We start from the raw sequence: 13,711 nt of genomic DNA, 5'->3' as shown, positions 1-13,711 counted from the left end.
GACCTAATATCAGACTTTGCTCGAACCCATCCTCGCCGGAAGGCAGGAAAAGGGCGCAGTTGCCCCTTTTCTGCTAAACAGGATAATCCGAGAACCCTTATGTCAAGCAACTTTCGCGGCATATCCTTGTGCGGTGCACTGTGGTATTCCACGGTTTGCGTGACAACGGTTCCGCTCCTTTTAGCAGTTCCACCTCATTTAGGACTTTATATCCTGTGTGTTTGTGAGGACGAAGGAAATTGTAGTAAGCAACCCATAGAGCAAGGTCATAGTTGGCGCCGTCGATGTTGTCAAAGCCGTTCGTAGGTCTGTAAGAGACCTTGTATGTACGATTGAGCCTTTCAATCATCTGCTTGTATGGTCGGAATTCTTTTGACACTTCATCGTCGTTGGTAAGTCCAATTACCTGAGTGATGCTGAACTTAAATTTATCACCAAACTCATGGAAGAACTGCTGGGCAGCTAATGGATAGGCACTGTATCCATCCGCAATAAATTTAAAGTTTTTCGGAAGCTCTTTTAGATTTCGGAAAGCCATTCTCATCGCAAGGATACAGGGACCAACACCGCGATTATCAGAGATCCGGTATCCAATGATGGAACGTTTTGCAGCATCCATAATGAACCAGACGTAAGCTTTAAGACCACGGATTTTGATATAGGTTTCATCAGCCGTGAAGACGGATTCGGTGCCATAATCGTAATGATCGACAAAGGGTTTGATGCAAAGAGCTGCGGATTTACAGTAGTTGGCAATGCTCTGATGAGAGATAGTGATACCGTAAAGGTCATGGAGCGCCTGCTTAGTTTTCCTGAGAGAAAGTCCAAGATTCACATGCATAGTCAGACATAGAGACATGGTGTGGGAATCAAACTTGGTGAATTTGAGAGAAGAGGCATTCTTTGGGAGAGAGTTTAAATCCATCCGAAAGAAATCTATCGTGAATTCACGGTAGATGTAGTGAAGCTTATATTTATTTTTACCGTAATCCTCATTCAGATGCTTTTTATCAACTTTTTTCAGGTTGTGCAGATAGTAAGGACACTTTAACACGGTAGTTTTGGAAAAACGGTTATCTTTGGTTGGAGAAAAATGTGTCTGGCAGACCTTGCACAGCACTTGGGATTTTCGTTTCCCATCGTTCCACGTGAGATAGTCAACCGGCGCACCGCAAACAGGACAGTGACAGGATTTGGGGATATCACATTCCACGCGTCTGAACACAGGCTTAATGGATTTATGGTAACGCCGCTGATAGTAAGAGATGAGATCCTTCCAGTTCCATTCCTGTTTATAGGAAATGAATTTGGGGAGCTGATCAATTTTAAATTTTTGATATTTCGGAGAATGGGAATCATCGAAAGCCCACTGCTTAAGTGGGATGTATCTACAGATAAAGTTAATAAGCCAGCAAAGTTGTTTATGTTGGTATTGAATAAGTTGAAGTAAATAAAGTATAATGTCCATGAGCAATGAACTCCTTTCGTATTATGTTTGGTTGTGGTGACTACATTATACTTCAAAAAGGGAGGTCATTGCTCTTTTTATTGCAAACTCCCATAAAATCAAGGTTAAAACAATAAGACAGGTAGTAAAACTTGACACTACCCAAAATTTGCAGAGGGTGCATATTATGGCGCTTATGCTCCGTTAGGATATAAGAAACACCCTGATATAAAAGGAAAACTGCTGGTTGATGATGAAACAAAGTGGATTATTGAAAGTGTGTACGTCTGGACCGTAATGATCGGCTTTTTAGATATGACATTTTGACCAGGATCTAACGATTGCTTCTTATCACTATTGGAGGAACGCATTTCAAAGCGGGACGGAAATAGTAAAGATGAAAACGGGGCAATGCTGGCCTATGCCAATTCCTATTGGGTTTATATGGATTTGGAGACGGGCCGCCCGGTAAAGGCTACGCCGGAGGAAATAGCGGTATATGATCCGGAGCCTGAGCTGCCCATGGAGTATGCATCCAGAAAGATTAAACTTCCGGACAGCTGGGAGGAGAAGGAAGGCTTGAAAGTACCCAAATCTTGGATTGACAGTAATTACCATGTAAATAACAGCCAGTATGTGAGACAGGCGTGGAATGAACTCCCTCTTTATACAAAAATACAGCAGGTGAGAGTTGAATACAAAAATTCTGCTAAATTGGGGGATTTGATGATACCGAGAATTTCTATGGAAGAGGAACGGATTGTGGCGGAATTGTGTGATGAGACAAGAAAACCGTATGCAGTTGTTGAATTTAAAATCAAGAAATAAATTTATCTGGTATTATGAAAAGTAATACCATGAATATTGTTTCTAAATTTCTTTTTCGTCTAACTGTTTCAATAGGTACTAATACCTGAAAAGAAAAATTGTCAGATTACGAGGAAAAGGAGCAGCAGTTATGATAAGAAAATTTTTAGTCTTCTTGTTGGTCATTGTATTTGGGACGGGGTAGGCTATGGTTTTTGTGGAGTCCGGTGCACAGGAAGCAGAACAGGCAGAAGATAGAAAGCCTGAAGCGAACATAGGAAATACAGAGGATACAGAATCGACAACGGAAGAATCGGAGGAGAATTTGGGGGAGACTGTCCGAAAAATAAGTTAGACAGTCATCCGTAAACATTAGATTGAATCACCCTCTAAGGGGGCGTTTCATATAGATATATTTGTACATTGCTACGAAAAGGGGCATATTTATGCTGAAAAATAAAGTTTTCGGACAGGCTGAGGGGCAAATTGCCTCTGCTATAATTTTTCCTTACAACGCATTCAAAGATATTTGTATTATCCAAAGGAAAATTTATGGATTATAATGGCATTATTCATTGTAAAAAAAGAAGGTGAGCAGATGAAACAGATATTATGCTTTGGAGATTCCAATACATACGGCTTGATTCCAGGGACAACAAAACGGTACGATTGGAACGCAAGGTGGACTGGAATTATTGGGAAAAAATTTGCAGGTACAGGATATCAGATTATTGAGGAGGGATTGTGCGGCAGGACAACCGTATTTGATGATCCCCTCCGTGCGGGAAGGAGAGGTACAGAGCTGCTTCCCACAATATTAGAAACGCACAGGCCTTTGGACACGGTAATCCTGATGCTGGGAACAAACGACTGCAAGGCACATTACGGGGCAACTGCGCAGATGATCGGATTAGGAATCCATAAGCTAATCGGCCAAATCAGGGATTTTGTTCCAAAAGCCAATATACTGCTGATTTCACCGATTTACCTTGGTGATGATGTCTGGGATGGCTATGATTCGGAATTTAATGAAGAATCTGTAAATATCTCAAAACAGCTGGGAAAAGTATATGAGCAGATTGCTGCAGAGGAAAAAGTTTTTTATCTGAGGGCTTCCGATTATGCATTCCCATCCAATGCGGACAGGGAACATTTGGACGAAGAAGGCCATGAAAAATTAGCACAGGCAATACTGCAGAAACTTCAGGAAGTATTATCGTAGAAAATATTCTGGTTGAATTGCAGGAAAGCCTGTGTTATATTTTAACAGTAAAGCCTATTAAAACAATATGCAAAATAAGAAAAGTAGGTGAATAAATGACACTGACACAGTTAGAGTATGTGGTAAAAATTGCAGATACCAAGTCCATGAACAAGGCAGCAGCAGAACTGTTTGTTTCACAGCCGGCACTATCAGGGGCAATTAAGGATTTGGAGAAGGAAATACATACAGAGCTTTTTATCCGGACAAACCGTGGCATTGTGATTACCACAGAAGGGGAAGAGTTCCTAAGTTATGCCAGACAGATGCTGGAGCTGAATAAGCTGATTGAGGAACGCTATGCAGGGAACAAACAGGCAAAAAAGAAATTCAGTGTATCCATGCAGCATTATTCCTTTGCAGTGGAAGCATTTATTGATTTGGCAAAAGAGTTTGCGATCGGAGAATTCGAACTGGCAGTACACGAAACCAAGACACATGAAGTAATTGATAATGTGAAAAATTACCGGAGCGACCTGGGGATTTTGTATCTGAATGAATTTAATGAGAAGGTGATGCAGAAGATTTTTTCGGAAAGCGAGCTTGAGTTTGTCCCATTGTTTGAATGTGGGATATCCGTTTATCTGAGCAAGGGACATCCGTTAGCTTCACAGGACAAAATTAAATTCGAGGAGCTTGCAGATTATCCATGCCTTTCTTTTGAACAAGGGGACAAAAATTCTTTTTATTTTGCAGAGGAAGTATTAAGTACTTTGGAGTATAGGCAAATCATTAAGGCAGACGACCGGGCTACCATGCTGAATCTTATGGTGGGACTGAATGGTTACACATTATGCTCAGGCATCATCTGTGAGGATCTAAACGGAGGAAACTATGTATCGGTTCCTCTTGATACTCAGGACAAAATGAATATCGGATATTTGAAACGTAAAAATATACCGCTTGGCATTTTAGGGGAGAAATATGTAGAAATTTTGAAAAGATACGGAGACCAGTCGGCATAATGGAGGTTTGGTATGAGTCAGGATATTAAAAGAAGAATATCGGATGCAGCCGGGAGACTGGAATTAAATTATAAAACGCAGTTGATTTTTAAGGATATAGAGGCAGAATTGCAGGGTGATCCGGCAACAGGCAACAAGGAGGAGATTATTTTTTCTTATCCGGGAATCTATGCAATTTCTGTATATAGGATAGCACATGTTTTATATGAGTTAAATGTTCCGTTTATCCCAAGAATCATGACGGAACACGCACATGGGAAAACAGGGATTGACATCAATCCGGGGGCAAAGATTGGCGAATATTTTTTTATTGACCATGGCACCGGTATTGTAATTGGGGAGACAACGGAAATAGGGAACCATGCAAAGATATACCAAGGGGTAACGCTTGGGGCACTGTCAACGATGAAGGGGCAGGCCCTTTCCGGGATTAAGAGACACCCGACCATAGAAGATAATGTGGTAATTTATGCAAACACTACAATTTTAGGAGGGGATACTGTCGTTGGCAGAAATTCCGTGGTGGCAGAAAATACATTTGAAACGCAGTCCATTCCGGAAGGCACAAAGGTGTCAGCCTATGTGCCAGAGTTACAGATGCACAAACGCACACTATAGCGATAAATAACAAAATCAAATGTAGTATTCACAGGAAGCAGGCTGATTGTTGATGACATCCTGTAAGGTAATGCCATTCAGGTACTGGATGATAACGTCATATAATCCCTCATAGATAGGAAGGGTCATACAGCCATCACAATTTTCACACAGGTTTGGAGTGTTGTCCATGCAGCTTACGGGAGTAAGGCTGCCTTCTGCACTTTCCAGTATTTCCCGTACTGTAATTTCAGAAGGATGTCTGGCAAGCTGGTAGCCTCCCATGTGTCCTTTGTTGGCATTTAATAGATTGTTTCTGTTTAAAAATGGGATGATCTGTTCCAGATATTTTTTTGATATTTTCTGACGTGCAGAAATATCTTTGAGGGCAATAAAGCCTTCATTATAGTGCCGTGCTAAATCTATCATCATACGAAAAGAATAACGGCCTCTGGTTGATATTTTCAATGCGACTGCCTCCTTCTATTAAAATATGGATTATTTTTGTTTTCAAAACCTATCTTACCACAGGATACATAGGTAATCAAGAATAAAAAGAAACATATACCTTGATACCCAAGAAACAGAGTAATAATTAGGAAAGGATGTATTAGTTTGATACAAAAAATAAAACAGTTAAAACAGGAAAATGATTTTGTAATCCTTGCACATTATTATGTAGATGGAAGTGTACAGGAAATTGCAGATTATGTTGGTGATTCTTTTTATCTCAGCAAGATAGCCACGGGTATATACAGCAGGAACATATTGTTTGCCGGTGTTTCATTTATGGGAGAAAGTGCAAAGCTCATAAATCCGGAAAAGCATGTTTATATGGCAGATAATACAGCGGACTGTCCGATGGCTCATATGGTGGAAGCAGATGAAATCCATAGGATTAGGGAAGAAAACGACGATTTAGCAGTGGTCTGTTATGTAAACTCTACTGCAGAGATTAAGTCACTATCTGATGTGTGTGTTATATCATTAAATGCATTAAAGGTGGTCAGCAATCTGAAAGAAAAAAACATATTTTTTATCCCCGACTACAATCTTGGACATTATATAGCAGAACAGATGCGGTCAAAGAATTTCATTTTAAATGATGGGTTCTGCCATGTACATAAAAGCATAGGAGATAAGCTGGTAAAACAGGCAAAATCTTGAGTTGGTGGATTTTATAGGGAGTACCTCGCAAATCATTGATTTTGCAACCGACAGCAGGGAAATGGAGTTTATTATATGTACGGAGATGGGGATTTTTTATGAGCTTTCCCAGAAAAACCCGGATAAAAGATTTTATTCTGTAGGACACAGGCAGTTTTGTCCTAATATGAAAAAGATAAATATGCAGAATATTTTAAGTGTTCTCGAAAATCCTGGAAATGAAATTATTTTGTCGGATGAGTTGATGGTAAAGGCAAGGATTCCTTTAGTTAAAATGCTGGAATTGGCAAAGTGAGTCAGAAGTAAAAATGGAGGTAAAAATGGAGGTAAAATTAGAAATAACAATAGATGAGTTGGAGAGGGAAATTGAACATATTCTGCTAATTGACATTAGAGATGGAATTTCCTATCAGCATGGACATATACCAAAAGCAGAGTTGTTAGCGGACAATGCAGATGCAAAAAAAATCACAGAACTGCTTTATCGTAGTGTAGGCAAGACTAAGGTGGTACTTTATTGTAGCATTGGGGAGAAAAGCAAAGAAGTGGTGGAAGGGCTGCGAAGAGAGGGAGTTTTGGCATATAATCTGAAAGGTGGATTTCGCTCCTGGCTGTTAAAACATACAGGTATCCTGAATGAAGAGGAAAACGAACGATATTCCAGACAAATGATTTTGCCACAGATAGGTCAAACTGGTCAGGTAACATTAAAAAAATCTAAAGTGCTGATCGTTGGGGCAGGAGGGCTTGGTTCACCGGCGGCGCTTTACTTGGCAGCAGCAGGGATAGGAACCATTGGCTTGATAGACGGGGATGATGTGGACCTGTCAAATCTGCAAAGGCAGATATTACATGATACTGCTTTTCTGGGAGAAAGAAAGGTGATTTCAGCAAAAAAACGTTTGCAATCAGTAAATCCTAATACGGAGATTATCACTTATGATGATTATATAACACCGGATAATATAACAGATATTATAGGTTCCTATGATTTTGTGATTGATGGGGCAGATAACTTTGAGACAAAATTCTTAATCAATGATGCCTGTGTTATTCGGAAAATACCCTTTTGCCATGCAGGAATTTTGAAGTTTGAAGGTCAGGTTATGACATATGTTCCGGGAGAGGGTGCATGTTATCGCTGTATATTTGAGGACATACCAAAAGAATATGTACCAAATTGTGCAGAGGCTGGAATTATCGGAGCCATGGCAGGAGTGATAGGCAGTATTCAGGCATTAGAAGCGATTAAGTATATTACAGGAGCAGGAGAACTGCTGACAGGGCGAATGTATATCCTTGACGGGCTCTCTATGCAGGGCAGAACAGTCAGTTTTCCCAAGCGTTCCAGACAATGTAAGGTTTGTGGGGATCATCCGCAGATAACAGATGTGAGAGTAAATAGAAAAGCATACCAGACAGAGGTATGTAGGTTATAAGATTTACGGACAGCTGGTTCATAGAAACATGTAATACCCATGTATTCTCAGTTTGTTTAAAATAAAAAAGACAAGCAAGCATAAGGAAACACCTTATGGGTATATCTAGATGTCTTGGGAAACAAGGCAGTAATAAGGAAATGATGGATATACATATGGGCTGTGGATTTGCAACAAAATGTATTTACGGAAACGGAAAAGATTTCGAATAAGGAAGGAAATGCTTCACATTGATACAGAGGAAGCAAGAGCGCATTTGTTAAAGGGAAAGTTTGGATTGGAAATGAAAGGACTGAGATTAATACAGATATAGAAAAAAGCCCAGGGGATGCAGTGAAAGCACTGGGCAGATACTATGCAAAAATTCAAAATACACTGGGAAAACTGCCAGAGCCGGAATTCCTTTGGTCATTTTCCAATCCGCCATATATCAGGAATGAAGAAGATATTCCGGTGGCAAAATTTAACGGAAAAGAATCATCGAAAACGGTGTACAGGGATTATTTATCTGATTGATATGGCAAGTATAAAATGACATTTTTTATTATATATATAAATTATTTCTTCTCAGATGGGCTTTTAAAAAAGGATTTTGAAAGAATAGGCCTAAAGAATTTTAAGGATTATAAAAAACAGTTATATCTGGATTTGGCACAGTAGCTTGTAACCTATAGATGGATATTGGTAGCAGTTACGAAGCAAGTCCGGTACTGAATTCTTCCTATGTGGAAAAGGGGAAATTCGATGGGGATTTATTTATGGGGCTTGCATCCGTAAGGTACAGAGAACTTGGATATTGGAATTTCTTTGCCCCGATATTAAATTACTCGGATTTGAAGGCTTATGTGGACAGTATCCATGAATATATAGACAAAAAGCGGATTCAGGCACCGTCCGAGCTGTATTATCCAATCCGTTTGAAACCAAAAGGAGAAAATAACCTGAAGAATTTATTAGAGCATGGCATCAATCATATTGAGCTTCGTATGTTTGATTAGAAGTTTACGGAAAAAGATCAGGTGCAGGCAATCCAGAGCCTTAAGAATGCGGCACATTACGACTTGAAAACGGTTAGGATTATTGTACCGAATGGAGAGGTGTAAATGGCTTTCTTTTATGAGGGCATTGCCTCTACAGAAAAAGAATCGGTACAGGCACTAAAAAGCAGCTATTTAAAAGAAAGACTGTGGCACAAGATAGAAGCAGACATGCGGCTGATGGCATGGCGGGATGGAAAACATTTATTTACATGCCATAAACACGGTCATGAATATAAAGATAATGCAAAGGATATGCAGTTCCTTTTTTGGATTCTTCATTATTATAGAAGAGCTGGTTATAACAGTTGGTTATAACCAGTTCTAATTTTTTGCTATTAAAAAATGGGGAGAAAATGATTGACAGGAAATGACTGTGTGAATATAATAACATACATAAAATAACATATAAAATCTATGAAAAAGATAGGTAATTAAACAAGGATATCTAAAACGGAGGTAATCAGTTATGTCAAAAATCAAAGAAAGTGCATTAGAGTTAATTGGGGGTACACCATTGCTTAAGTTAAATCGTTACAGTGAGAAAGTAGGCATCACAGGTGCGAACATCATTGCAAAGCTGGAATATTTGAATCCGGCAGGTTCCGTAAAGGACAGAATTGCTTTGGCAATGATTGAGGATGCGGAAAAAAACGGCAAATTAAAGCCAGGCGCTACGATTATCGAGCCTACCAGCGGAAATACGGGAATCGGCCTTGCTGCGGTTGCAGCGGCAAAGGGTTATCAGGCAATCCTCACACTGCCTGATACTATGAGCGTTGAGAGAAGAAATCTTTTGAAAGCATATGGTGCAGAGCTTGTGCTTACAGAAGGTGCTAAGGGAATGAAAGGTGCAATTGCAAAGGCAGAGGAATTAAATCAGGAAATCGAGGGTTCCATTATCCTTGGTCAGTTTGTGAATCAGGCGAATCCGGCAGTACATAAGGCAACAACAGGTCCTGAAATCTGGAAACAGACAGATGGAAAAGTTGATATCTTTGTAGCAGGCGTTGGTACAGGCGGAACTGTTACCGGTGTGGGAGAATACTTAAAGAAACAGAATCCGAATGTAAAAGTAGTAGCGGTGGAGCCAGCATCAAGTCCGGTGCTTTCAAAAGGAACTCCGGGACCGCATAAGATTCAGGGACTTGGTGCCGGATTTGTACCTGATGTACTGAATACAAAAGTGTATGATGAAGTCATTGCCATTGAAAATGAAGATGCATTTGCAGAAGGAAAAACATTTGCGTTGGCAGAGGGAATTCTTGTGGGAATTTCATCTGGGGCAGCACTGAAAGCAGCTGCTATTCTTGCAGCAAGACCGGAAAATGAAGGTAAGACTATTGTGGTATTATTGCCGGATTCAGGAGATAGATATTTGTCAACACCGCTGTTTGCTAACTGAGAAAGAAAATCGTTAAGGAGGATAAAAGGATATGGGATAGAGATATTATAGAAAAGGCGGCAGAGGAGTTATTGAATTCATACACGGATGAGGTTGCGGAGCAGTATGCTGCACAAAACAGATGTAATGTCAATAGTTTTCTGAAAAAAGTGAAAAAACTTTCCCGGAATTGGGAGGAAAGAAGAAATTGAAAGCAAGAAAAAAGAGCGAAAATTCGGGCTTTGAAGAGTTTCCGAGACCGTTCTTTTTCGATTAGGGAGGACAATATGGCAAAGCATGAACATATACATAATCACCGTGCACTTATAGGTTTTGATAAGCATGGCATACCAACAGTTGTAGCAAAGGCTGACCATGGTGATGGTGAGGAGAACGCTTTTATCAGGGATTATATGAGCGCAGTTAAAGAATATAAAAAGACCTTTCCTTCTAAACAGGATGTAATCGATAAAACGCCCGATCCGGCCGTACGGGATTTGCTGCTAAGAGCTGAGCAGCTTGGAATTGACACGGCATTTGACCGATTTGACAGGCAGAAACCGCAATGTAATTTTGGTCTTGCCGGAATTTGCTGTAAAATCTGTAATATGGGACCTTGCCGTATTACGGAGAAGGCACCAAAAGGTGTATGCGGGGCGGATGCTGACTTGATTGTTGCAAGAAATCTGCTGCGCTCGGCGGCAGCAGGTGCGGCACAGCATGGTATGCATGCGAGAGAGATTATTTTAGCTCTTAAATGGGCTGCAGAAGGTAAACTTGACATTCCGATTATAGGGGAGCAAAAGATACGAAGTGTTGCCGAAGCGTTTGGAATAAAAATCTACCGCAGAACAACAAAAGAAATTGCCGCGGATTTGGCTGATGCCCTGCTTGAGGATATGTCGCGGACGGTCCCGGCTGAATATAAAACTATTAAAGCCTGTGCCCCGTCTGAGCGCCAGGAGGTGTGGAGAGAGCTTGATATTCTTCCGATAAGCGCCTATCATGAGGTTTTTGAAGCATATCATAAATCAGGGTGTGCAACAGACGGTGATTGGAGAAGCGTAATGCAGCAATTTTTACGCTGCGGTCTTGCTTTTACCTTTTCCGGCGTTGTCGGCGCATCAATAGCTACGGACAGTTTATTCGGAGTTGGCGATAGGGTAACTTCAAAGGTAAATATTGGTGCGCTGAAAAAAGGTTATGTCAATATCGCTGTACATGGACATTTGCCGCTTTTGGTAAGCGAAATAGTAAAGGTCGGAAAAGATAAAAAATTTATAGAACTTGCAAAATCAAAAGGTGCAAAAGGAATACGATTTTACGGAATATGCTGTTCGGGACTTGCGGCAATGTATCGGTACGGCGGAGTTGTTCCTCTCTCGAACGCAGTATCAGCCGAGCTTGTTCTTGGAACGGGAGCGTTGGATTTATGGGTTGCGGATGTGCAGGACGTATTTCCTGCAATTATGGACGTTGCAAGATGCTTCAAGACAACGGTTGTTACTACAAGCGAGTCGGCGAGGCTGCCGGGTGCGGAGCGTTATGAGTATGACCATCACCATTCAAATATCGGTGAAACGAGAGCGCTTGCGGAAAAGATCGTGGTACGCGCTATAGAGAGTTTTGAGTCAAGAAAAGGAATTCCTGTATATATACCTCCATATGAGGTTGAGGCGGAGGTCGGTTTCTCGGTTGAGTATGTGCATAAGCGGTTCGGCAGTATGCAGCCGTTGGCGGATGCACTAAAAAGTGGAAAAATACTCGGTATTGTGAACATGGTAGGATGTAGCAATCCGAAAACCATTTATGAAAAATCTACGGTTGATGTTGCAGATGTGCTTTTGAAAAATAATGTCCTTATCCTATCAAACGGCTGTGCTTCCTTCCCGCTGATGAAGCTTGGTTATTGCAATACATCTGCGTTTGACAAATGCGGCGAAGGATTAAAGGAATTTTTAGCGCCTGACTTACCCCCTGTGTGGCACGTCGGTGAGTGTATTGACAACACGCGTTCATCAGGGATTTTTGCCGGAATAGCAGGTGCAACCGAAAAGAGAATCACAGATATGCCGTTTGCTTTCGCGTCACCCGAATGGGGCAATGAAAAAGGGATTGACGCAGCCTTAGGGTTCAGGCTGCTGGGTGTAAGCTCATACCATTGTATTGAAGCTCCGATTTACGGTTCAAAAAATGTAATTGAGTTTTTGAAGGAAGGGACAAAAGAAATTCTCGGTTCATCAATGAACGTTGATGCAGATCCTGCTGCGCTTGGAAACAAAATTGTAGAGGATATGAAGGCTAAGAGAAAAGCTCTTGGATGGGATTAGGGAGGCTTAGTGGGAAAATAGATTTTCATTGCTATTGGTGCCTTTTGACAGAAAGGAATGGATATTAAAATGAAAAAGATAGTATCACTTATTTTAGCGGGAATAGCGCTCTTAGCGCTGGCAGCTTGCGGAAGAGGAACAGCGGATAGTAAAACAGTAAAAATAGCATATCTGCCGATAACTCATGCACTAACCGTGTTTGAAGAAGCGGAAGAGTTGAAAAATAGTACTGGACTTAATGTAGAGCTTGTGAAATACGGCTCGTGGCCAGAGCTTTTAGACGCTCTTAACACTGGCAATGTTGACGGCGCATCGGTTCTTATTGAACTTGCAATGAAATCTAAGGAAGAGGGCATCGGTGTAAAGGCTGTTGCGCTCGGACATCACGATGGAAATGTTATTATTGTATCAAATGATATAAACTCGGTTGAGGATTTAAAGGGAAAGACATTCGCGATACCGCACAGGCAGTCATCACATAATCTGCTTATCAATGATGCTCTTGCGGCTGCTGGACTTACAACGGATGACCTGAATATAACAGAGCTTGCTCCGACGGAAATGCCGTCGGCTCTTGCGGGCGGTCAGATTGACGGATATTGTGTAGCTGAACCATTTGGAGCAAAGGCAGTTGAACTTGGAGTTGGTAAAGTGTTGTTCTCATCAGAAGATTTATGGGAAAATTCGTTGTGCTGTGGGCTTGTGCTTACGGACAAATTTATAGATGAGCATCCTGAAACAGCTAAGGAGTTTGTTGATGCATATAAGGAAGCAGGAAATAATTTAACTGCTGAAAAGGCAAAAACTGTTGCAAAACAGTACCTGAATCAAGATGATAATGTTCTCGACATATCCTTGAAATGGATTTCATATGATAACCTCGATATTACGGAGGAAATTTATAACGGTCTTGTTGAAAGAGTAAAGAAGTATGGCCTTTCCGACAATCCTCCATCTTACGAGAGCTTTGTGGATAATTCTTTATGACGAGGAAATGGAAGGTTGAAAAAGAATAGTAGAGGGTATCCATTCCCTTAACTGCATCACAATTAGACCATCTTACGGTGGTCACTTAAAAATTGAATATGTAGCGAAGTTAAGGTTTATTCAGTAGCTGACTTGATTTTATATCCTTGAAACTGTGCCATTAAGATTGTCTGTTCCACCGTGATTTCACGGTCTACAGGAAGAACATCGCTTTTTCGGTAAAGTTCAGCATTATAGGATTCCTTATTTTTCAGCATGTTGTATAAAGCTGTTAGAAGCATTCTCGTAAT

Annotated in this window: 13 protein-coding genes and 3 pseudogenes; 13 read left to right on the top strand and 3 right to left on the bottom strand. The window is 40.8% G+C overall.

Annotation, left to right across the window (positions count from 1 at the left end; genetic code table 11):
• Nucleotides 1–169: 169 nt before the first annotated feature.
• Nucleotides 170–1,468 (bottom strand): annotated as a pseudogene (locus P8F77_RS11505) (DDE-type integrase/transposase/recombinase); the annotation flags it as partial.
• 336 nt (nucleotides 1,469–1,804) lie between these two features.
• Between P8F77_RS11505 and P8F77_RS11500 the strand changes: the two are divergent.
• From P8F77_RS11500 to P8F77_RS11480, 5 genes and pseudogenes are all read left to right on the top strand, one after another.
• Nucleotides 1,805–2,275, top strand: a complete 471-nt coding sequence (locus P8F77_RS11500) for an acyl-ACP thioesterase domain-containing protein (RefSeq protein ID WP_287517481.1) — start codon at nucleotides 1,805–1,807, stop codon at nucleotides 2,273–2,275.
• 187 nt (nucleotides 2,276–2,462) lie between these two features.
• The gene (locus P8F77_RS11495) at nucleotides 2,463–2,609 is read left to right on the top strand and encodes a hypothetical protein (protein WP_287517479.1); all 147 of its coding nucleotides are present in this window, start codon (nucleotides 2,463–2,465) and stop codon (nucleotides 2,607–2,609) included.
• A gap of 243 nt (nucleotides 2,610–2,852) precedes the next feature.
• Complete coding sequence (locus tag P8F77_RS11490; protein ID WP_287517477.1) at nucleotides 2,853–3,476, top strand: GDSL-type esterase/lipase family protein; 624 nt, start codon at nucleotides 2,853–2,855, stop codon at nucleotides 3,474–3,476.
• 95 nt (nucleotides 3,477–3,571) lie between these two features.
• Nucleotides 3,572–4,480: a LysR family transcriptional regulator gene (locus P8F77_RS11485; RefSeq protein ID WP_287517475.1), complete on the top strand. Its 909-nt coding sequence runs from the start codon at nucleotides 3,572–3,574 to the stop codon at nucleotides 4,478–4,480.
• An 81-nt stretch (nucleotides 4,481–4,561) separates the two neighbouring features.
• Nucleotides 4,562–5,098: pseudogene (locus tag P8F77_RS11480) on the top strand (serine acetyltransferase); the annotation flags it as partial.
• Nucleotides 5,099–5,113: 15 nt separating this feature from the next.
• On the opposite strand, the gene P8F77_RS11475 reads toward P8F77_RS11480, so the two are convergent.
• Nucleotides 5,114–5,545 carry an Rrf2 family transcriptional regulator gene (locus P8F77_RS11475; RefSeq protein ID WP_287517473.1) on the bottom strand — a complete coding sequence of 144 codons (432 nt, stop codon included), beginning with the start codon at nucleotides 5,543–5,545 and terminating at the stop codon, nucleotides 5,114–5,116.
• Nucleotides 5,546–5,686: 141 nt separating this feature from the next.
• On the opposite strand from P8F77_RS11475, the pseudogene nadA reads away from it, so the two are divergent.
• From nadA to P8F77_RS11435, 8 genes and pseudogenes are all read left to right on the top strand, one after another.
• A pseudogene (nadA, locus tag P8F77_RS11470) lies at nucleotides 5,687–6,539 on the top strand (quinolinate synthase NadA).
• A gap of 25 nt (nucleotides 6,540–6,564) precedes the next feature.
• Complete coding sequence (gene moeB / locus P8F77_RS11465; protein ID WP_287517472.1) at nucleotides 6,565–7,683, top strand: molybdopterin-synthase adenylyltransferase MoeB; 1,119 nt, start codon at nucleotides 6,565–6,567, stop codon at nucleotides 7,681–7,683.
• Nucleotides 7,684–8,016: 333 nt separating this feature from the next.
• The gene (locus P8F77_RS11460) at nucleotides 8,017–8,199 is read left to right on the top strand and encodes a hypothetical protein (RefSeq protein ID WP_347256136.1); all 183 of its coding nucleotides are present in this window, start codon (nucleotides 8,017–8,019) and stop codon (nucleotides 8,197–8,199) included.
• 158 nt (nucleotides 8,200–8,357) lie between these two features.
• Nucleotides 8,358–8,681: a hypothetical protein gene (locus P8F77_RS11455; RefSeq protein WP_287517470.1), complete on the top strand. Its 324-nt coding sequence runs from the start codon at nucleotides 8,358–8,360 to the stop codon at nucleotides 8,679–8,681.
• A gap of 105 nt (nucleotides 8,682–8,786) precedes the next feature.
• Nucleotides 8,787–9,038 (top strand): hypothetical protein, encoded by a 252-nt coding sequence (locus P8F77_RS11450; RefSeq protein ID WP_287517469.1) that lies wholly within the window; start codon nucleotides 8,787–8,789, stop codon nucleotides 9,036–9,038.
• 151 nt (nucleotides 9,039–9,189) lie between these two features.
• Complete coding sequence (cysK, locus tag P8F77_RS11445) at nucleotides 9,190–10,125, top strand: cysteine synthase A (RefSeq protein WP_287517467.1); 936 nt, start codon at nucleotides 9,190–9,192, stop codon at nucleotides 10,123–10,125.
• Between the two features lie 266 nt (nucleotides 10,126–10,391).
• Nucleotides 10,392–12,434, top strand: coding sequence for an anaerobic carbon-monoxide dehydrogenase catalytic subunit (cooS, locus tag P8F77_RS11440; protein ID WP_287517466.1), 2,043 nt, complete (start codon nucleotides 10,392–10,394; stop codon nucleotides 12,432–12,434).
• A 69-nt stretch (nucleotides 12,435–12,503) separates the two neighbouring features.
• Nucleotides 12,504–13,421: an ABC transporter substrate-binding protein gene (locus P8F77_RS11435; RefSeq protein ID WP_287517464.1), complete on the top strand. Its 918-nt coding sequence runs from the start codon at nucleotides 12,504–12,506 to the stop codon at nucleotides 13,419–13,421.
• 116 nt (nucleotides 13,422–13,537) lie between these two features.
• On the opposite strand, the gene P8F77_RS11430 is transcribed toward P8F77_RS11435, so the two are convergent.
• Nucleotides 13,538–13,678 carry a hypothetical protein gene (locus P8F77_RS11430; protein ID WP_347256135.1) on the bottom strand — a complete coding sequence of 47 codons (141 nt, stop codon included), beginning with the start codon at nucleotides 13,676–13,678 and terminating at the stop codon, nucleotides 13,538–13,540.
• Between the last annotated feature and the right edge of the window lie 33 nt (nucleotides 13,679–13,711).

Origin of the sequence: Anaerostipes sp. PC18, from assembly GCF_039789045.1 — a bacterium.
GTDB classification, from domain to species: domain Bacteria; phylum Bacillota; class Clostridia; order Lachnospirales; family Lachnospiraceae; genus Anaerostipes; species Anaerostipes hominis.
The sequence above is the reverse complement of the archived record's forward strand: the minus strand, read 5'-3'. Positions and strand labels throughout refer to the sequence as shown.